Consider the following 20,505-nt stretch of genomic DNA (forward strand, 5'->3'; position numbering starts at 1 on the left):
TTGCCTAACCATTGCAGTTCACCTGCGTCTCGATCGCCAATCTGCTAGTTCGTGAGCCGACAAGGAGAAGACTGATCGCCCACGCCAGCAACGTCGTCCACTGCGACGGCCCGAACAACCCTCACGCGTTCGACATCATTCCGCTACAGCCGCGGAACGGCACGCTCGACGCTATATGCCCGATCTGTAAGGGACACGGTCAGTGGAACACCGAAATTGATCTGGTAAGCTTCCGCTGCAAGCGTGCAATCTGCGATTACTGTGACGGAGCCGGTTGGATCGAAACCGGTAGTGATCCGCTCGGGCATGCAGACATCGTCATGTCGCCAAACGGCTACCCGCAATGGGTCGTAGCATTCGAGCCGCGCCAAGATCCGGAGCATACCGTTGCCGATCCTACCGCTCCTTTGTCGCCGGAGCAGTTTGACCGGTAGGCGACCATCCGGCGCCAGGCCGGACCAAGCCGTGCTGGTCGTTTGAACCAAGCGACATGCTTGTTAGGGCAGATTGTAGGGCAGAAACGCGGCGCGATTAAAAACCCGAGGGTTTCTGCGACATTGTGGCGGTGCTGTCAGTCTAATGCGAACCGCTCTCCACACGATGCATTTGTGTCTTTGGACGGCGATGTTCAGCTGACAAACGCCTGCCACTCCGCCAATGCGGCGGAGCGTCGTTCCCGGTAGGTCTGTCGATCGATAAGGTGGCGTTCCAGGCTGAAGTGATTGTGGACGCTGGCATGGACAGATGCGAACTTCTGCAACGTCTTCATCTGCCGGAAGCGTTGCATCGCCTTCTCCCTTCGTCGGAACGGCAAGTGGCTGTTCTCCACCCGGTTGTTCGGCCAGCGGCCAACCTCCTGCTTCTCGGCGTTGCCTAGCTCGTTCATGGCGGCACGATAGCTGCGCAGACCGTCGGTGGTGATCGCCTCGGGCGAGCCATGGCGCTTCATCGCCTTCTTCATGAACGCGAGTGCCGCAGCCTTGTCGCGGGTACGCGTGACGTAGCTTTCCAGTACCTCACCCTCGTGATCCACCGCCCGCCACAGGTAGACCATCTCGCCATTCAGCTTCACGTACATTTCGTCCAAGTGCCAGCGCCAGTGACGAAAACCGCGCATCCGGCTCACCCGCTAGCGGCGAATGTCACCGGCGAACAGTGGTCCAAACCTGTTCCACCACAGCCGCACCGTTTCGTGACAGATGTCGATGCCGCGCTCGAACAGCAGATCCTCGACGTTCCTCAGCGACAGCGGGAAGCGCACGTACATGAGCACCACCAGCCGGATCACCTCAGGCGACGAGTTGAAGTAGCGGAACGGCGAGGCTGGCTTGCGGGGGCGCGGCATGCCTCTGCCCTACCCCACCCTCACCCGTTTACCAGCAGGTGCATTTGGTTTGACGATGCCCGCAGCTACGCTGGTGCAGGGGCCGTCCACCCCATTACGTCAATGTCCAGCTCTCGGCTCAGGGTCACGAGCGGAGCTTGCGATCACTGTATTGCGGCGCGGGCCGCTTGCGTGGTCGTAGCGCTTTCGTGACGTGCCTGTCCCATACGGCTTCCTTCCATTCCAACTTAAGGATCACACCATCAGACCGTCGGATCAAACACCTAGGCAAGTAGTACCTTTGACTCGATTAAGAAGCGTCGAAAGATCGCTGATTTGCTTGGCGCCTAGCTTGCGGAGCGGAACAGGCCATCCAGCCAATTGGACGTTTGTGTGACACAGGATTGTCGCCGCTGCCCTCGCAGAAGCCGTCTTAAGCATACTCCAATGATTGAAGCACTGAAATAAGGTGACTCCACCAACTCCGGTTCCGAGAGCGGCACTATGCCATGGTACTTGGGATGCGGCGAGGTCTATTTCCCTAGCATCGGCGATTACCCGAACGTGCGAGCGTCGAGGCCAAGGGGGAAGCGCGGGAGCTGGAAGATCATACGCCATAGGGAGCGTCTGGATTGTGGACTTGCCAGAGATCGCGTTGAACCTGTGATGTAACTATGAGCGAACTGAACGCCTGCCTTAACGCCAATGCCCCGGGCATGTTCGTCAAAACCACGTGAGTGCCCCGGCTTACGAGGGGCTCAATCGAGCTGATAGAGATGCCCATAGCTATACAGCGAGCTACGACGTCGGCTGGGCTCGCATCGACATTGATCGCCCGGGATTTCACCCGATCTTTGTCGCTGATAGTGTGCGTGCGCCGGGTCATGTTAACTGGTCCTGCTTCACGCCATGGGGCAGAAGACCAAAACTGTAAGATCCTGACATTTGAAGCATTACCCTCGCCCGGTCGGGCGACGACGGGCCTTGCAGCGCGCCACTCGGTGCTGTCGGCACTCCAATTGAGAAGCGCGGATGTGCGGCAATATCCGAGATATTCGTCATGGCAGATACCTAGCTCTGCAAGCGAGAGGTTTGCCCCTCTGCCATTTGCGTGCTCACGGATGGATCGCAAATGATGATCGCTATATATGATGATGTCGATACATAAGCGAGCGGCACTACAAAATATGATTCGTAGCGCTCGGGTTACAGCTAATCAGTTTAGATTGGAGCTTTACACTCAACGCCCTGTTCAATCCGCCTTGATTAGGCTCAGCGCTTGGGCAGCAGCCGCATAGCCGCTACGTTGCACTGAGCAGCGCTGATCGCTTGAGGCGATCGCGGCTGCGTCGTCATCGATGAGCTTGGCCATCTGGTGGAGATTCCGGGCGGTGGCTCCCCATGAAATAGCTGGTCATGAGCGTCGGCATCATCAGTTCGGGATCGACTGAGTGGCAACCCGTCTCGCAGTGGAAGAACCTTACCCGGCGTAGATGCTCGACAGGCCCAAGGACCGGTAGATGGGCCACAGCAAATCATCCGCGGGAACGTGCCGGTCCAGGCTGAAGCTGCAAAAAAGCGTCTCCCTCGCCACTGTCCGCTCACCTATCGACGGCTCGCCGCCACTCACCTCCGGGCGAGTGAGTCGGACCGGCAGCACGATGGCAGCTCAGACCGCGACCCGGCACGCCAGTTTATTTTGCGGGCTAGGTGTAACTGGCGGTGGCACCTCCATATTGGCGGTGGTGTGCGCGTGACCCGAGCGACATGCGTTCAACGATCAGGCACTCCGCTCAGGAGGCATTTGCGTGGATATGACTCATATTCTCAAGCGCGCGCAAATTTGCCTGCATAATGCCCAGTTGGCCATCGCGCAGCCGGCGGTGCCGCGCATCGGGCAATTGCCCCAGCCTATGGCGTGCCGCTTCAGAAAAGCAGCTTTTTCTATCCCCGGCGTTCGATCATCGACTCCACGCGCGTTCGGTTCTAGCTAAGCATGCCCTATTATCGCATCTCGATTGTCGGTGCTGCGATCCGATCCTGGTTCGAGGCATTTCATCCGACCATGGTTGATGCCCGAATTGCAGCCGCACAAGCGGTAGTTGCGATTGCGTTTCACACGGTGCCCGCGCTTGGAGAAATGACTGCTCTTTGCAACATCGTCGAGGTTGACGGTCGGGAAGAGGGCGCGTTCGTCGTGTCGATTGAAGTATCGAACTCGATCTGTAAAACATAGCTACCCAAATAAGGGAGCGCGACACCACTGCGATGCTGGAATATTACAGTTTGGCAATATTCGCGTGTCGGTTATACTGGATGCGCGCGATCATTTTGCATTACCATACAGGCTGCGTAGCTATTCGATATTATGCGCTGAGGAATGTACTGTTTAATACTCTCATTAGATTGCGTGATCAGGGATGATCTACTTTAGTGGAATATTTAAGGCCTAGTCTATATTAGAAGCTAGCTGCGCACGTGCGCGGCGATCATCGACTCGTCGTCCAAGGAGAAGAAAAATGGATAAAGCGATCGATTCCGATCCGATCTAAGCCGTTTATTCTCATTGTCTATCTGCCCTCGAACGTAAGAAACTTGCAAGTGCATCAATTGAGCCGGCGCTGCGACGCTTTCGTTAATTCTGACATCCCCGACGGAGATAAATCCAAGCATTGCCTCGTAGAACCGACGGTGCCGGGGGTTTACCTCTATAAAAAGATCGGTACACATTCGATGATGACTGCCATATATAAACGCGAAATGGAATATGGCAGCAAGTAAACCTGTGGATGGGATGGCCGCATCAACAGCTAGACTTGTCAATTCACAGACATTAACATAGGGCTTTTGCCGGAATCTATCTATTTGATCTCTAAAGGTCCGATCTGCTGCAAGTCCCGCACCCGAGTCTACGCCTAATGTCAGGGTGCCAAATACCATTTGGCCATCAAAAGCCGTAAACGTTAGACTAGATGGGTTCGTGGTAATCCTATGGTCTCCACCATAGCCTCTTGCTATGTAGCGCCTATTTATTAGAGAGCAGGCGCTCTCGCGAGCAGTTTCACTGTCAGCAACATTTATGGTGATGGGGGAACCATTATCGTAAATACTTGCAATTTCTACAAAATGGCTACCACCTCCGCGGTAGGCGAATCCGCCCATCGGCGACTTGCGGATCGGACGATGATACTTATTTCTTGAGATTAGCTTGCCAAGCATAGACAGGTCTCGCTGAGAATTTCGGTGCGCACATGAATAGCATCAATGTCAGTAATCCTATGTCATTTGGCTGGACCCTTAGTAGTGCCAGGGATTTCTAGGTCTATCTAAATAAAAAAAGGTATTTGCGCGAAGTTCAGATCGACTAGGCACACTTGTATCGCAATCAGAAAAACTACCGAACCTCGTATAGTTCCAAAAAGCAGATCAAGCCATGATTCGCTACCGAGAATCTAGAATCCAAGGTCAGGCGTGCTTTAATTGCGCTTGCCTCCGATGTTTATAACATATGAAGCAGGATTTTGATGGAACTATCCGTTCCAATGTTAAAATGGCTTAACCAGCTGGATATAAATATTAATAGGAGATGAATAAATTCGCTAACCTGCGATAGTGCGGGCGAATTTTTAAACTTCTGCTGATCAATCTATCGCGCTCTCGATGCTGTGATCGGAGTTGATGCATAGAGAGCTGGCGTTGATGGCCTGACCGCTGCGAGTGGTAATGGTTGGGCGGCGGTCGCGTCACGACCATCCGGCCGAGGGCGTTTCAAGTGGCCTGCGTCGATTAGGGCGCCTGATGTGTGCTCGACCATGAAGGCTCGCTCCCACCGTGAGAGGCTGTAGAAAGAACCACTACCTGACGCGAAGCTGACGAACCCGATGAAGAAGCCGGAGGTCGTGTTGTGGGCGGTGGGGGCGGGAGGAGCTAGCCGCGGTAACGACGCGGATGTAAGTCATTCCAAAATCTGGTGGCGCTCGTGAGCGCGGAGCCATGTGTGGGGGGCGTCTGAAAAGCGCCTCTCATTGCATCTGCCTTGGCCGACTAAATTCCTCCACGCAGAACAGGCGCGTGACTCAAACGACATTGTCATTTGATCTATCCGTACGGATTTACGAGCAAATATGAATCGCGGGCAAGAAATCTCATTCATCCCTAAAAATCCAACATGATATAAATTAATCATTTTTCATGTATAATTTTTACAATCGGGCAGAATACCAATAATTATTATCATGGATTGATTATTAGTTGCGTCCAATCATGACATACGGCCTCGAGCGGAGTTTTATTAAGCTTGCTCAAAGAGGAAATTTTCATGAAAAACGTCATGACGTCGGCACTAGTTGTCGCTGCGGGGTTTCTGCTCGCGCCGTCCGCAGGCGCTACCACCTTCCCGGTGGGATCTCCAAACTTCACCGCAACAGCCGGCCCGAACGGCTCGTTCGCCGGATCGTTTCGGAATGTTGGCATCGTTGCAGGTATGTTCACGGACTACTTCACGTTTACCCTTCCGTTAAACGGCCAAGGCAGCGGAACAGTAACTACCAGCGTGAATATGGATGACCTGTTCACGGCGAATGATCTTGATTTTACCTCAGTCTTGGTCAACGGCATCGCTGCCACTTTGACCGTGACAAGCGGAGGTGCGTTTGAGGTCGCATTTGCGCAAGGTATCCCGATCACCGCAAACAAGCTGAACTCGATTCAGGTGAACGGCATCTCGCGGGGTAACGGCGCGTATGGTGGACAGGCTACTTTCAGCCCGACTGCTGCCGTGCCAGAACCCGGAACGTGGGCGCTGATGATTGTCGGCTTCGGCATAATGGGCTATTCGCTGCGCCGTCGACAAACAGGCAGTCGCATTCAACCGGCGATCTAGGATTTGGGGGTCGGCGATCAATCGCTGACCCTTTTTCCTTCGGCCATTTGCTTCTCCACTGCAGCGTAGCGCGCCGCAGGCCGTGTCAGTTTTCCCAGCAAATCCTTCAGCGCCGACACGTCCAACATCGACGCGGCCAGTAGCTTCTTCAGCAGCTGGTTCTCGTTCTTCGGAATACGCAGCCGCACCCCCTCTACATCGTCATGCAGACGTACATCGACCCCCGCTTGTGAATGGTGACGTCCGTGATCCCATATTCGCGGCGCAGGTCCGTCGTCTTCGCGGCAGCCTCATGCTCGCGCGGCACCCTCCTATGATCTGATCCTCGGGAAATCGGCGTGGCCGCACCGTTCGTCCTCAAAAGACGAGCTAACTTGCCGATGACATGAATTCCGGGCAGCAGGTCAGGACGCTCAAAGCCAAGAGTGTCTTTTGCCGAAATGGGGTGACTGTACGCCTTGAATGTCGAAGGGGGGCACCCGATCTAAATAACACCGCATTTTCTCGTCGAGCACCGTGCGGCTGAGAGACATTGCGCTCCCGCTGGGCGGAGTCGAGCGCATGGACATCAATTACATTGTCGGTCGCGAGCAGACTTCGCTGCATAATGCTCGAACAGCGGGGTCGTTGGAAGCGCGCGCCGCTCATCGCGGTCTGGCGGCGGCGTATGGTCTCATACTCGCCGGCAGCGCAATTTCTCACAAGCCCTCCTATCAGTCTCGTTCGACAAATTTGGACGAAGATGGCGCTGGTCGATGGGATGACGATGGAGGTTCCATCTTGCGCGTCAGGAGGGTGCAATGATCGCGCATGCTTTTAAATGGTGCTGTCAGTCTAATGCGAACCGCTCTCCACACGATGCATTTGTGTCTTTGGACGGCGATGTTCAGCTGACAAACGCCTGCCACTCCGCCAATGCGGCGGAGCGTCGTTCCCGGTAGGTCTGTCGATCGATAAGGTGGCGTTCCAGGCTGAAGTGATTGTGGACGCTGGCATGGACAGATGCGAACTTCTGCAACGTCTTCATCTGCCGGAAGCGTTGCATCGCCTTCTCCCTTCGTCGGAACGGCAAGTGGCTGTTCTCCACCCGGTTGTTCGGCCAGCGGCCAACCTCCTGCTTCTCGGCGTTGCCTAGCTCGTTCATGGCGGCACGATAGCTGCGCAGACCGTCGGTGGTGATCGCCTCGGGCGAGCCATGGCGCTTCATCGCCTTCTTCATGAACGCGAGTGCCGCAGCCTTGTCGCGGGTACGCGTGACGTAGCTTTCCAGTACCTCACCCTCGTGATCCACCGCCCGCCACAGGTAGACCATCTCGCCATTCAGCTTCACGTACATTTCGTCCAAGTGCCAGCGCCAGTGACGAAAACCGCGCATCCGGCTCACCCGCTAGCGGCGAATGTCACCGGCGAACAGTGGTCCAAACCTGTTCCACCACAGCCGCACCGTTTCGTGACAGATGTCGATGCCGCGCTCGAACAGCAGATCCTCGACGTTCCTCAGCGACAGCGGGAAGCGCACGTACATGAGCACCACCAGCCGGATCACCTCAGGCGACGAGTTGAAGTAGCGGAACGGCGAGACTGGTTTGCGCGGGCGGGGCATGGCCCTGCCCTACCCCACCATCACTTGATTACTAGCCGGTGCTTTTGGTTTGACGGAGCCAGCTGAACAAGCCACGGCCGCTTGGCACCGTTACGTTCGGCAAAGCGCACGACCGCCATGGCGCCGACGATCAGCATCTGGCGCAGGTACTGATGCCCGGCCTTAGTGATGCCGCCGAGCCGCTCCTTGCCGCCGCTGGAGTTCTGCCGCGGCACCAAGCCGATCCACGCGGCGAGATTGCGGCCTGAGCGGAAGATCGCTGGATCGGGAACGGTGGCGACGATGGCACTGGCGAGCAGCGGCCCCACACCGGGTATCTCCATCAGCCGACGGCCAAGCTCGGTCTCGCGTGCGCTCGCCAGGATGCGGCGGTCGTTCTCGAGGATCTGCTCCTTCACGATGCGCAGCTGAGCCGCCAGCATCTCCAGGCAAAACCGCGCATCGGCCGGCACCCGCTCGTCAGTCGGGTCGGCGATGACGTCGAGGAGCTGCTCGATGCCGTTCCTGCCGATCGGCGCGGCGATCCCGAACTCGGCTAGGTGCGCCCGCATCGCGTTCGACAACTGCGTCCGTTGGCGATTCAGAATCAGGCGAACACGATGCAGCATCATCGCGCTCTGCTGCTCGGGCGACTTGATGCCGACGAAGCGCATCGTCGGGCGGGTCACCGCCTCGCAGATCGCCTCCGCATCGGCCGCGTCGTTCTTGCCCCGTTTGACGTACGGCTTCACGTACTGCGCCGGCATCAGCTTCACGTCATGCCCGAGCAAAACCAGCTCGCGTGCCCAGTAGTGCGAGGTCGCACACGCCTCGATACCGACCAGACATGGCGGTAGCTTGGCGAAGAACTTCAGCATGCGCCCACGGGTCAGCCGCTGGCGGATCACCGCCACGCCCTCCGCATCGACGCCATGCACCTGGAACACGTTCTTCGCGAGATCTAGACCTATCGTGGTGACGCTGCCCATCGCAGTTCTCCTTCCGGCTCTACGCAGATCATTCTGCAGGCGGGTTGGAGAGCCGTCCACGTCATCACATCCGGCCATTCGCACGCCCTTAACGACTGCCCAAGTTCGCAAGTTGGATCATGTCGCAGGCTGTGTCGCTGCATCGCGCACCGGCCGTTCGTTTATGATGCGACGGGCGCAGTCATCGACAAGCTGATCAGGCTCCAGACCGTGATAAAGATGGCGGCAGCAACGGGCCCGATCAGGAGTCCGTTGAACCCGAAAGCGGCCAGCCCCCCGAGCGTCGTCACCAGCACGACGAAATCGGGTATGTTCGTCTCGCGGCCGATCAGGATCGGCCGCAGCACATTGTCCACCGAGCCGATCACGAGGACGCCCGAGACGGTCATAATCAGACCGTGCCACATGTCGGCTGTCGCAAAGAGATAGATCGCGACCGGCACCCAGACGATGCCGGTCCCCACCGCCGGCAGCAGGGACGAAAGCGCCATCACGACCGCCCATAAAAGCGCATTGGGCACACCGAGCATGGCCATGATGATGCCGCCAACCGACCCTTGTGCTGCCCCGACGAGGACGCCCCCTTTAACCGTCGCGCGAACGACCGTCACGAAGCGAGCGGCGAGCACCCCGCGGTCGTCCGGTTTGAGCGGCACGACGTTGCCGATGCTAGACGTCATCGACTGCCCGTCGCGCAGCAGGAAGAAGGTCAGGTAGAGCGTCGCGGCGAGCGACAGGAGGAAGCTTGCGGCACTTTGGCCGATGGTCAGCGCGTGCGACGCCAGGATTTGCAGCCTCGCCGTGATACCGATCGACAGCTGCTCACGAAGGGAATCGAGGTCGGTGATCCCGGTTCGACGCATCAGGCCTGCCATCCAGCCCGGCAGGACCGCCTGGATACGTTCGAACATCGCGGCGATGTCAATCTGACCAGACTGAATCTGCGCATAGATCGCGCCCGCCTGGTCAAGCAGGAACATCGATAGGGCGACACCCGGTACGACGCCCATCGTGACGACCACGAGCAGTGTAAGGAAGGCCGCGAGGTTTTGTCGCCCGGGAAAGCGGGACAGGATGCGGTTGTTCAAGGGCCAGAACATGATTGCGGCGACCACGCTCCAGAGGATCGCGCCGAGGAACGCCCACACCGACCATAGAAACACGATGGTCACGGCGACGGCAACGACGCCGAGCGCCAGATGCGCCAGTGTCAGGTCCGGCCGCTGGCGGCGCTCCGCGTGACGCGTGTCTCGCAGAGCACTCATCGTCATGCGACCACGAGATCGTTATGCACAGCCGAGGTGGCTTTCGAGTTCCAGGCCGTCTGACAGGCGACATATCGGTCCGACATGGTCGGGACGGTTCCGGAAAGCGTCACCGTCCCTCCTTCAGCCGTAACGGTGATCGTGTCGGGATCGAACCGGGAGCGATGCAACGCCGCGTCGATCTCGGCACGGATATTGGACGCAACCGGATGCGGTTTGACGGTGGTGTCGTTCTGGATGCCGACGATGCCCATCATACCGAGCAGCACCTTCTCCGCGGCTTCGCGCTGGAAGTTCCATTCGACCATACCGGACAGCGTGACCCAGCCCTGCTCGACACGCACCTTGATCACGCCTGCCGGTACGCTGTCTTCCCAGTCGAGCCGGTTGAGCGCTGCGCGCGCGATCTCCTCGTCGCCATACTTCAGGGGCAATGCGAGCTTGACCAGCAGCTTCTCGACGACCGCCTTGACCCCCGCACCCGGGCGGTTGCCTTCTCCGCGTTGCGCTTTTGCAGGAAGTTCTCGACGTGACCCGACAGGGTAATGACGCCGGCACCGGCGGTAACGCCGATATGGGCGGCATTGATGCTCGGCTCCCATACCAACTCGGCAAGGACAGCTTCCTGCAGCGCGCGGTCGTGGGGCATCATGGTCTCCTTGTAGGATGGGCAAAAACCGTTGAACCGGATGCCCCGCCCCCTCGATGTAACGCCGAACGGCTGATGGCCTAGGGTCGGGAAATACGTGCCCAACCAAAGGGATCGCGCGTCGCGATCGATGTCGGCGCGGCTCTCATGCAGAGGCGCTTACGTGTTTCCCGAGCCTGCGATAGCCGTCCGCGACGGGCTAGAAGCGGCGACAAGGGGTGGTCGCACTGCCGATCGCCAGCCGTCACGCCTAGCCAAGGGATCCAATGTGATCGAACTCGTCACCACTCGCCCGGACAGCCCCGGGGCGCCGGCGCTACCTCTGCACGACGCGGACTGGAGCGCCGACCTGATCTCGCGTACCGGCTATCATTTCCACGTGCGCCCTGCGGCGCCGGCGGATGAGGCGGCCCTCGCCGAGTTCTTCACGCATGTCGATAAGGAGGATCTGCGGTTCCGCTTTCTCAGCGCAGTCCAGAAGGTCGGATCCGATCAGCTGAAAGCGTTGGTATCGGTCGATCATACCCGCACCGAAAACTTCCTGGCCATCGAGAGCGACACCGGCCTGGTCATCGCGACCGCCATGCTCGCCGCTGACGAGACGTTGACCAATGCCGAGGTGGCGGTAGCGATCCGGTCGGACTTCAAGCGCGGTGGGATCAGCTGGACGCTCGTCGAGCATGTCGTGCGGTTCGCCCGATCCAAGGGTATCAAGATGCTGGAGTCGGTCGAGAGCCGCGACAATCATCAAGCGATCAAGCTGGAGCGCGAGATGGGCTGGTCCGCCTCACCCTGCCCGGGCGATCCCATGCTCATCGTGCTGCAGATGTCAATTGAACCTCAAGTCGCCTGACGGGGCAGTTTATCCTGCCTGGCTAAGCGTCGACTCGAAATATTTTTGCTTGCGTAGAAGACTGGAAAAATGATGCAGTCGATACTTCTCCATGTCCAAGACGATGCCGGTTTTGACAGTCGCTTCAAGGCAGCCCTCACACTCGGAAAGGCGTTCGACGGTCATATCTCATGTCTTCACGCCTCTCCTTATGGCGAATACCTCGCCAATGACCCCTTTACCGCCATGGTTCTCCCAGTCGACTTCTCAAAGACCATGGAGCGGATTGGACGAGATATGAGGGTGAAGGTTGAGGCTCATTTAAGTGCTGAAGACGCAAAATGGGACTGGCATCATGTGGATGACGTTGGCGTGGATAGCGCTATTTTGCAGATGTCGCCGATCGTAGACGTCATTGTCATGAGCCTGGATACAAGGCCGAAAGCGCATAAGATCGTCGCCGCAGTCGCGTCAAAGGCTCGAGCTCCCGTCTTAGCTATCCCTTCTTCTGCCATCGGCTTCGATCCATCCGGTGTTGTCGCGATCGCCTGGAATGGTTCCGCCGAGTCCTCGGTCGCGCTGCGCGCGTCATTGCCGCTGCTGCGCAAGGCAGCATCGGTCCACCTGATCGAGATCGAAGATCGGACTATGCGGACCTACAACGAGCAAGGCGCACATTACCTCTTGCGACATGGGATCGAAACCAGCGTCGCCCGTCGCAGCGCGAATAGCGGTGACGCCGGGAGCGCCATCTTGAAGGTGGCGGAGGAAGTAGGCGCGGCCCTGCTGGTCATGGGCGCCTATGGCCACTCGCGTACAGCCGAGCTCATCGTTGGCGGAGCCACCAAGACGGTCCTCTCGAACAGCCGCATCCCATTGCTACTGGCGCACTAGCGCCGTCGAGACCGGACCCTCGCCGCTCGAAGGAACTCTCGATTGTCCAATGCCGCATTCGTCAATCGCTTGCCCATCGTCCTGCGCCCCGATCCTTCGCGGGTCGTGATCCGACCCTATGTTCCGGGCTCCGATGGCGATCATGCGCGCGCGAGACGGATCGCTGTGCGCATCATGGCCCTCGACGACGCCACGGTTGCGGACGAACTCTGCGACCTGACGCGCGACTTTGCCGGGCATCACGCCGAGGTCGAGACGGTGTTCGCGCAGCGTTATGCCGAGGTCAAAGGCGTCATCGGTCACGATGATCCGATCGGCGAGGAGCGTATCCTGCTGATCGGCGCCTACTTCTGCCAGGAATATGGCTACGAGGCGGCCGCCCTCTTCAATCCCAGCATCGTAGCCCATCCCGACCAGACGGGGATTCTCGCAGGGTCGGTGCGTTTCGTCCTCTCGTTGCGCGCCGTCGGCGAGGGCCATGTCTCCTCGATCGCTTTCAGGACCGGGGTGTGCGACGCCTCCGGCGGAATTGTCCTCGAGCCACAGGGCGCGCGGGCGATCGTACCGCGGATCGAGCTTGCTGCGCTGGGTGGATCGCGATCTGCCGGCGTCCGCATGCAGTGCGAGCCCGGCTACGCGCTGTCCGAGACCGTCATCTTCCCCTCCACCCCTGCGCAACGCAACGGGATCGAGGATCTGCGCCTCGTGCGCTTCGCGGACGATGACGGGACGGTCTCGTGGCTCGGCACCTATACGGCGTATAGTGGGCAAGGCATCCGCCAGGAGCTGCTGCGGACTGCGGACTTCTGCGCCTTCGCGTTGGACACGATCCACGGAGCGGCCGGCGCTGGCAAGGGCATGGCACTGTTCCCGCGGCGCATCGCCGGTCGCTACGCCATGCTCGGCCGCGCCGACAACGAGACCATCTCGCTGGCCTATTCGGGCGACCTCTACGACTGGCCGCTCGGTAGGACGATCATCGAACCACGATGGCCGTGGGAGTTTGTGCAGATCGGCAATTGCGGCTCGCCGATCGAGGTCGCCGAAGGTTGGCTGGTGCTCACCCACGGGGTCGGGCCGATGCGCAACTACGCGATCGGCGCCTGCCTGCTCGATCGCGACGATCCGTCGAAGCTACTCGGGCGCATGACCTGTCCGCTGGTTCGTCCCGATCTGACCGAGCGCAAGGGCTATGTGCCCAACGTCACCTACAGCTGCGGTGCGCTGATCCACGGCCGGACGCTGGTCCTGCCCTATGCGGTCGCCGACAGCTTCACGACGTTCGCGACCATGCCATTCGACCATTTGATCGCCGCGATGCGATAGCCGCAAGCGACGCGACCGGCTCGCTCGCCTTATGTCTTCTGGGTAGACAATGTATGTGCCACCAGCGCGTTGGCGTGGCCATGTCCCATGCCGTGATCGTTCTTCAACATGGCGACCAGCTCCATGTGCTTTGCCGGCAGCTTCTGCCGGATCAGATCCTGCCATTCGTCGATCGGGCGACCATATTTCTGCTCGATCGACGGGAAGTAGGAGGCAGGCCCCTTGACCGGTTCGTCTGCCATCGCTCCTCACACTCCCCTTGATGCCGGCCCGGCAGCATGATCGGTTGCGGCTTTCCCGAGCGCAAGCCCGATCATCAGGCTCTGTCGGCTCCCGTCGTCGCAATCGCTCGTACCACCCTTGCGGCCTGCCATCGTGCGACGATCTGCTTGGTGGCTTCGGTCACGATGACCATCGACACCGTCGCGCCGAGGCAGAACCAGAGCGTCCGGCTGACCACCGGCGAGGTGCCGAGAATGCCGCCCAACGGGGGCCAGAACATGGCGACAAGCTGCAGCGCAAGTGCGACGCCGATGCCCAGCAGCAGCCACGGGTTGGAGAACAGCGGCTCCCAGAAGATCGAGCGTCGCTCGCTGCGCATGCACAGCACATAGACGTTCTGGAACAGCACAGTCATCAGCAGCACCGCGTTCTGGATCTCGGCAAGCGGATGCCCGTCCCGCCGCAGGGCATAGACCAGGAAGAGTGCGAAGCCCGTCATCACCACGGCGGGCGGGATCATCAGCGCGATCGCACTGCGATCGAGCAGCGGTTCGCCCGGCGCGCGCGGAGGTTGGCGCAACTCATCGCCCTCCCCACGGCCGAACCCCAGCATCACATCCTGCGCGCCGTTGGTAACGAGGTTCAGCCACAGGAGCTGGACCGCGGTCAGCGGCATCGGCAGGCCGAAGGCGACCGCCCCGAGGAACATGCCAATTTCGGCCATCCCCGTCGCCAGGAGGATGATGACGATCCGCCGGACATTGGCATAGGTCACGCGACCTTCCTCGACGCCCGCTACGATCGACGCGAAATTGTCGTCCGCCAGCACCAGATCAGCCGCACCACGCGCGACGTCGGTGCCAGCAATGCCCATAGCGACGCCGATATGCGCCGCCTGAAGCGCGGGGGCGTCGTTGACGCCGTCCCCGGTAACCGCGACCAGCTCGCCGCTGGCGGCCAGAATCCGAACGATCTCGAGCTTCTGGACCGGCTCGATCCGCGCGAACACGCGGCCCGCCAGCACGAGCGTTGAAAGCTCTGCCGGCTTCTGCGTCAGCGCACTCATCTGCTTGCCTGTCACCACCTGATCCTCGCGGACCTCGAGCCCGAGCCCGCGCGCGATCGTCAGCGCCGTGCCGGGATGATCTCCCGTCACCATGCGAACGCCGATGCCCGCCTCGGCGCAGCGTGTGATCGCCGCGGGCACCTCCGGGCGGACTGGGTCGATTAATCCGATCCAGCCGAGGAACACGAGGCCGGTCGGTGAGGCAGGATCGACCGGCCCCGATCCGTCCGACATCGCAACGGCGATGATCCGGTATCCCTCGGCCGCCATCGCGTTGGCCTTGACGATCGTGGCAGCGTCGACCGGACGGCACATCGGCCGGACGACTTCGGGCGCGCCCTTGGCGAACACGCGGATGCCCTGCCCTTCATCGACCGCCACGGACGAGAACTTTCGGGCTGGCTCGTAAGGCAGCCCTGCGACCCGGACGATCGCCCGGATCGCCGCCAGATCGGCGCCGTTGTCCCGCGCGAACCCCAGGAGGGCAACATCGACGGTATCGCCGACCGGGATGCCGTCGGCACCGAGCGACGCTTCGTTGCAGAGCGCGGCCGCGTGGCCGATGGCAACAAGCGCGTCTGCATGAGCCGTCCATTCTGCGCGATCGAACGCCCGTCCGTCAGCAAGCAGGATGCGTTCGACCGACAGCACGTTGCGGGTGAGCGTGCCCGTCTTGTCGCTGGCGATGATGGTGCAGGCGCCAAGCCCCTCGACCGCTGGGAGTGACCGAACGATGACCTTGCGCGCCGCCATGCGGCGCGTCCCCGCCGCGAGCGCGACGGTGACCGCGATCGACAGTCCTTCCGGGATCGCCGATACCGCAAGCGCGACCGCCAGCAGCAGGATCTCGTCGCCCGGGCGGCCCTGGACAAGCAGGACGATCGCGAACGGCACGATCAGCGCGATGCTGGCGATACTGATTTGCCGCGCCAGTCGGTTGAGGCGCACGACGAGCGGCGGGGGTGTTGCCTTGGTATCGCGCAGCGATGCATCGATCGCGCCGAGGGCTGTATCGGCACCGGTCGCCACGACGACGCCAGCTCCCCGTCCTTGGTCAATCATCGTGCCCGCGAGCAGCATCGTCGTGCGGTCGCCGGGCGACGTGCGCTCGACGAGGGGCGCCGCCTCATCCTTAAGGACCGCGACGGACTCGCCGGTGAAAGTCGATTGGTCGACCCGCAGCGCCGCGCTCGACGACAGCCGGATATCGGCGGGCACCGCCATACCGCTTTCCAGCTCGACGACATCGCCGACGACGATCTCACGCGTATCGATCACCGAAACGGATCCCCCGCGGCGGACCGGCGCGGTATGGCCGATCATATCGCGCAGGGCGGCCAGGCTCCCCGCAGCCTTGCCCTCCTGGAACGTGCCGATGAGGGCGTTGACGATCAGCACGACGCCGATGAAACCGGCGTCGGTCGTGTGTCCCAGGCCCAGCGACACGGCCGCTGCGGCGACGAGCAACCAGATCAGCGGGCTGTTGAACTGCCGCACGAACAGCAGGATGACCGAAGGCGTCGGCGGGGGCGCCAATTCGTTCAGCCCATCCAGAACGAGGCGCGCGGCCGCCTCGTCAGGCTCCAGCCCCCGATCGGAGGTGCCGAGCCGGGCTGCGATATCTGTGCTCGACATCGCGTGCCATGCGATAAGCGCGGCGGTTTCCTCTCGGGTGGGGTCGGCGATCATGGGAGGTCGGCCTCGATCACCGTCACCGCCTTGCCAGTGCTCGCGCTCGCCAGCGTTTCGCGCGTGACGAGCAACGTCGCCCCCGGCGTGAGCACCGTCGGCAACGCGGCGCGGAACCCATTGGGAAAACGACCCTTAGCCCGATCCGCGTCACTCAGCTCCCCGGTTCCGGTTTGTCCGGGCAGCGGCAATCGCAGCCAATGCTCTCCCCCGTGATCGATTGCCTGGAGGGTGAACGCCGCGGTCTCTTCCACAGGAGCGTCAAGGTTGATCGTGCTCGATCCGATTTCGACGCCGTTGCGCAGGACGACCACCCGGCGGTCGCGACCGCTGATGACGATCGACACCGGACCGGTGGGAGCGCGTGCGGGGTTCCAGGCAAAGGAGCGGTCACCACCGGTGGCGCGCTCGTCGCGCTTCAGAACGCCGGGGGTCGTGACCACCACAGGAACCAAGGCGTTCCGCGTGATGACCACGGTGATGCCCATTCTGGTGATGCCGAACAGCAACTCGGCAAAGGCCAGCGGCATCCGGATACAGCCATGCGAGGCGAGATAGCCCGGCAGGTTGCCGGCGTGCATCACGATCCCGCCCCAGGTCAGCCGCTGCATGAACGGCATGGCGGCATCCTTGTAAAGGTTGGACACATGGTCCGCGTCCTTCTGGAGGACAGTGAACACCTCCGTCGGCGTCGCAAAGCCCTTCGTTCCTGTCGATACCGTCGAAACTCCGATTGCGACACCGTTGCGGTAGGCATAGGCTTTCTGGGTCTTGAGGCTAACGATGATCGTGACCGGCCCTTCGGGCGCGATCCCGGGTGCCCACAGATATTCGCCGGGCTTCAGCGCCTCGACCCTGCCGTTTGCGGCGGGGATCGGTTGTCTCTGTGCGGCTACGGAGTCCGGTATTGCCAAGGCAACCGCAATCGCCATCATCAGTTTGCCCGTCACGTCAGGTCGTCCGCCACGACCCGCTTAGACGCGAGGCCAGCGCCTTTCGCAAAACGTCGTGGGCGACGAACTTCGAGTGGATCGAGGGCACAGGCATGTGACCGCGTGGCAACATTTGCGAGGTGTAGAATGGGGCGGCGCGGGACCGCGGCTGGGCCGTCCAAAGGGCGGTTGATCGTCATAGCTGTCGGGCCCGATCCTACGGTTGCTGCCATGCCACCCACGTTGCGGCAGGAGGGAAAGAGAGATCTCTACCGGCCGGACCGATGCCGCATCACCATCGGAAATTACGCAGGACCAACGAAGTTGACCCACCGCGTGATACCAAAATACGATCAGGTTCGTGTAAAGCGCACAAAGCCCTTGAATACATGAGGTTTACGCAGCGTGATCCGGACGAATAGAGCACTTCTCCGGCCCAGCACGGCCATGAACAAGCGCGTATCCGTCGGGAGCGGCGGGTTGGCTTTGCTCCTCAGCGGGAGAGCCATGTCGAGCCTGATCGGCCTCTCTGTCTGACAATGGGCCATAATTGCGTGCCGAACGTTGACCCGTACGGAATACCGGTATTTCGCGCCTGAATCGACCTAGAGGCGGACGTCTTCATGTCGTGTCATCGTACCACCCGCTCGACTGCGCCACCCGCATGATCGACACCGTGCCTCCTGGCAGCTTGCCCGATGCTGATGCCGTCGCCCGCAGGAACGCGGTCGTGGCCGAAGAGCTGGGTCTGCTGATCGACGGGGCGACGGGTTACGCGATCTACATGCTCGACCCCGAGGGGCGCGTGACCATCTGGAATCGCGGCGCGGAGCGGATGAAGGGCTGGACCGAGGCGGAGGTCATCGGCGTCGACTCCGCCATCTTCTATACCCCCGACGACGTCGCGGCCGGAAAGCCCGCCGATGATCTGGCCCTGGCGGCTTCGCTCGGTCGCATCGAGGAGGATAGCTGGCGGCTCCGCAAGGATGGCTCGGAGTTTCTCGCCGGCGTGACGATCACCGCGCTTCGCAGCGACGCCGGCGAGCTGCGCGGCTTCGGCAAGGTCATTCGCGACGTCACCGACCAAAAGGCATCGGAAGCTGCGGTCGTCCGGCGCGAGCATCATCTGCGGTCAATCCTCGCGACCGTACCCGACGCGATGATCGTGATGGACGAAACCGGCATCGTGTCGTCGTTCAGCGCCACGGCCGAACGACTGTTCGGATATGCGAAGGCAGACGTTATCGGGCAGAACGTCGGCATGCTGATGCCGCCTGCCGACCGGCACGGGCATGACGGCCACTTACGCACCTATCTGCAGACCGGCATTCCCCACAACATCGGCAACGTCCGCGTCGCGACCGCGCAACGCGCCAATGGCGAAACCTTCCCGATCGAACTGGCGGTCGGCGAGGCGTCGATCGCGGGTGAGCGGATCTTTACTGGCTTCGTGCGCGATCTCACCAACCGGCACGAAACCGCGCGCCGGATGCAGGAGCTTCAGGCCGAGCTGGTCCATGTCTCGCGGGTCAGTGCGATGGGAACGATGGCCTCAACGCTCGCGCACGAGATCAACCAGCCGCTGACCGCGATCGCTGCCTATCTCGAAACCAGTCGCGCCATGATCGGCGACACCGAGGACGGCCTGCTCGGCGAGATCGCCGCGGCGCTGGAGCTTGCAGCGGCCCAGTCGCTGCGCGCCGGCATGATCGTGCGCCGGCTGCGCGCCTTCGTCGATGGCGGCGACACGGGGTTCAAAGCCGAACGGCTCGACACGATCGTCGAGGAAGCCACCAGCCTCGGCCTGCTCGGCGCGCACGAGGCGGGGGTCAGCGTGACGATGACGATCGCCGCGGGGCTCGAGACGGTGCTGGTCGACCGCGTCCAAATCCAGCAGGTGCTGGTCAACCTCATCCGCAACGCGATCCAATCGATGGCGTCATCGCCTCGCAAGGAACTGACCATAGCGACGGCGCCCGATCGCGATGGCTGGGTGCGCGTCACCGTCGCAGACACGGGCACGGGCCTGATCCCGGACATTCGCGACCGGTTGTTCGAGGCGTTCGCAACAACGAAGGAGGACGGCATGGGGCTAGGTCTCTCTATCTGCCGCACGATCGTCGAGGCGCATGGCGGTCGGATCTGGGCAGAGGCCGGTGCCACATCGGGGACGGCCTTCCATTTCTGGGTGCCCCTCGCAGGAGCCAATGATGTCTGACCCGGCACGCACCGTCCATATCGTCGACGACGACGAGGCAATCCGGCAATCGGTCGGCTTCATGCTCCGCAAGGCCGGCCATAGCGTCGAAGCCTATGCTTCGGGCGTGCAATTCCTGAAGACCGCCACCCGCGAAACGCGCGGCTGCGTACTGCTCGACGTCCGGATGCCCGAGATCGACGGACTGGAGGTGCAGGCGCGGCTTGCCAAACAGGGCATCATGCTCCCGGTCATCATGCTGACCGGCCACGGCGACGTGACGTTCGCGGTGCGTGCGGTAAAGGCCGGTGCGATCGAGTTCCTGGAGAAGCCGTTTGAGCGGACCGCGTTGCTGGCCGCGATCGACGAAGCGTTGAGCCAAGCCGGTCGAAACGATCGCGGTCAGCTTGCGGCAGCCGAGGCTTCGACCCGCCTCGCGGCGCTGACGCCGCGCGAGCGCGACGTGCTCGACGGCATGGTACTGGGGCGGCCGAACAAGCTGATCGCCTTCGATCTCAGTATCGCGACGCGGACAGTCGAGGTTCACCGCGCCAATCTGATGGAGAAGCTGTCCGCGCGCAGTCTGTCCGATGTCCTGCGGATCGCGTTCGCGGCTGGTCTCGGCGCCGCTCAACCCGGCTGATTGGCGACCCCTT

17 protein-coding genes and 2 pseudogenes are annotated in these 20,505 nt (G+C 61.1%); 8 read left to right on the top strand and 11 right to left on the bottom strand.

The features are described 5' to 3' along the window. Window positions 1-11: 11 nt before the first annotated feature. Window positions 12-434, top strand: a complete 423-nt coding sequence (locus QP166_RS13760) for a hypothetical protein (protein WP_333916425.1) — start codon at window positions 12-14, stop codon at window positions 432-434. Between the two features lie 194 nt (window positions 435-628). Here the strand turns inward: QP166_RS13760 and QP166_RS13765 are convergent. After that, window positions 629-1,345, bottom strand: a pseudogene (locus QP166_RS13765) (IS6 family transposase). Window positions 1,346-3,320: 1,975 nt separating this feature from the next. Here QP166_RS13765 and QP166_RS13770 point away from each other — a divergent pair. Then, window positions 3,321-3,560 (top strand): hypothetical protein, encoded by a 240-nt coding sequence (locus QP166_RS13770; protein WP_333916426.1) that lies wholly within the window; start codon window positions 3,321-3,323, stop codon window positions 3,558-3,560. A gap of 230 nt (window positions 3,561-3,790) precedes the next feature. Here QP166_RS13770 and QP166_RS13775 read toward each other — a convergent pair whose 3' ends face one another. Then, window positions 3,791-4,543: an N-acyl amino acid synthase FeeM domain-containing protein gene (locus tag QP166_RS13775; protein WP_333916427.1), complete on the bottom strand. Its 753-nt coding sequence runs from the start codon at window positions 4,541-4,543 to the stop codon at window positions 3,791-3,793. 1,099 nt (window positions 4,544-5,642) lie between these two features. Between QP166_RS13775 and QP166_RS13780 the strand changes: the two genes are divergently transcribed. After that, a complete protein-coding gene (locus tag QP166_RS13780) occupies window positions 5,643-6,206 on the top strand; it encodes an FxDxF family PEP-CTERM protein (RefSeq protein ID WP_333916428.1) in 564 nt (187 codons plus the stop codon). A 17-nt stretch (window positions 6,207-6,223) separates the two neighbouring features. Here the strand turns inward: QP166_RS13780 and QP166_RS13785 are convergent, their stop codons facing one another. The 6 genes and pseudogenes from QP166_RS13785 to QP166_RS13810 form a co-directional block, all read right to left on the bottom strand. Next, window positions 6,224-6,394, bottom strand: a complete 171-nt coding sequence (locus QP166_RS13785) for a hypothetical protein (protein WP_333916429.1) — start codon at window positions 6,392-6,394, stop codon at window positions 6,224-6,226. 698 nt (window positions 6,395-7,092) lie between these two features. Continuing rightward, a pseudogene (locus QP166_RS13790) lies at window positions 7,093-7,809 on the bottom strand (IS6 family transposase). Between the two features lie 20 nt (window positions 7,810-7,829). After that, window positions 7,830-8,777 carry an IS110 family transposase gene (locus tag QP166_RS13795; protein ID WP_333916430.1) on the bottom strand — a complete coding sequence of 316 codons (948 nt, stop codon included), beginning with the start codon at window positions 8,775-8,777 and terminating at the stop codon, window positions 7,830-7,832. A gap of 161 nt (window positions 8,778-8,938) precedes the next feature. Further along, window positions 8,939-10,048 carry an AI-2E family transporter gene (locus QP166_RS13800; RefSeq protein WP_333916431.1) on the bottom strand — a complete coding sequence of 370 codons (1,110 nt, stop codon included), beginning with the start codon at window positions 10,046-10,048 and terminating at the stop codon, window positions 8,939-8,941. Beyond that, a complete protein-coding gene (locus QP166_RS13805) occupies window positions 10,045-10,476 on the bottom strand; it encodes a BON domain-containing protein (protein ID WP_333916433.1) in 432 nt (143 codons plus the stop codon). The genes QP166_RS13800 and QP166_RS13805 overlap by 4 nt, the downstream gene beginning before the upstream one ends. After that, window positions 10,467-10,691 carry a BON domain-containing protein gene (locus tag QP166_RS13810; protein WP_333916434.1) on the bottom strand — a complete coding sequence of 75 codons (225 nt, stop codon included), beginning with the start codon at window positions 10,689-10,691 and terminating at the stop codon, window positions 10,467-10,469. Before QP166_RS13810 ends, QP166_RS13805 begins: the two co-directional genes overlap by 10 nt. 268 nt (window positions 10,692-10,959) lie before the next feature. On the opposite strand from QP166_RS13810, the gene QP166_RS13815 reads away from it, so the two are divergent. The 3 genes from QP166_RS13815 (at window position 10,960) to QP166_RS13825 (ending at window position 13,743) form a co-directional block, all read left to right on the top strand. Then, window positions 10,960-11,544, top strand: a complete 585-nt coding sequence (locus QP166_RS13815) for a GNAT family N-acetyltransferase (protein ID WP_333916435.1) — start codon at window positions 10,960-10,962, stop codon at window positions 11,542-11,544. Window positions 11,545-11,613: 69 nt separating this feature from the next. Further along, complete coding sequence (locus tag QP166_RS13820) at window positions 11,614-12,417, top strand: universal stress protein (RefSeq protein WP_333916436.1); 804 nt, start codon at window positions 11,614-11,616, stop codon at window positions 12,415-12,417. A 174-nt stretch (window positions 12,418-12,591) separates the two neighbouring features. Continuing rightward, window positions 12,592-13,743, top strand: a complete 1,152-nt coding sequence (locus QP166_RS13825; RefSeq protein ID WP_333917349.1) for a glycoside hydrolase family 130 protein — start codon at window positions 12,592-12,594, stop codon at window positions 13,741-13,743. A gap of 29 nt (window positions 13,744-13,772) precedes the next feature. Here QP166_RS13825 and QP166_RS13830 read toward each other — a convergent pair whose 3' ends face one another. The 3 genes from QP166_RS13830 to QP166_RS13840 form a co-directional block, all read right to left on the bottom strand. Beyond that, on the bottom strand, window positions 13,773-13,985 hold the full coding sequence (locus tag QP166_RS13830; RefSeq protein ID WP_333916437.1) for a DUF4287 domain-containing protein: 213 nt from the start codon (window positions 13,983-13,985) through the stop codon (window positions 13,773-13,775). Between the two features lie 74 nt (window positions 13,986-14,059). Continuing rightward, window positions 14,060-16,720: a cation-translocating P-type ATPase gene (locus QP166_RS13835; RefSeq protein WP_333916438.1), complete on the bottom strand. Its 2,661-nt coding sequence runs from the start codon at window positions 16,718-16,720 to the stop codon at window positions 14,060-14,062. Then, complete coding sequence (locus QP166_RS13840; protein ID WP_333916439.1) at window positions 16,717-17,670, bottom strand: L,D-transpeptidase family protein; 954 nt, start codon at window positions 17,668-17,670, stop codon at window positions 16,717-16,719. Before QP166_RS13840 ends, QP166_RS13835 begins: the two co-directional genes overlap by 4 nt. Window positions 17,671-18,382: 712 nt before the next feature. Between QP166_RS13840 and QP166_RS13845 the strand changes: the two genes are divergently transcribed. Both QP166_RS13845 and QP166_RS13850 read left to right on the top strand, forming a co-directional pair. Beyond that, complete coding sequence (locus tag QP166_RS13845) at window positions 18,383-19,870, top strand: PAS domain-containing sensor histidine kinase (RefSeq protein ID WP_333916440.1); 1,488 nt, start codon at window positions 18,383-18,385, stop codon at window positions 19,868-19,870. After that, a complete protein-coding gene (locus QP166_RS13850) occupies window positions 19,863-20,492 on the top strand; it encodes a response regulator transcription factor (protein WP_333916441.1) in 630 nt (209 codons plus the stop codon). The genes QP166_RS13845 and QP166_RS13850 overlap by 8 nt, the downstream gene beginning before the upstream one ends. Window positions 20,493-20,505: the final 13 nt, after the last annotated feature.

Source organism: Sphingomonas sp. LR60 (assembly GCF_036855935.1).
GTDB lineage: Bacteria > Pseudomonadota > Alphaproteobacteria > Sphingomonadales > Sphingomonadaceae > Sphingomonas.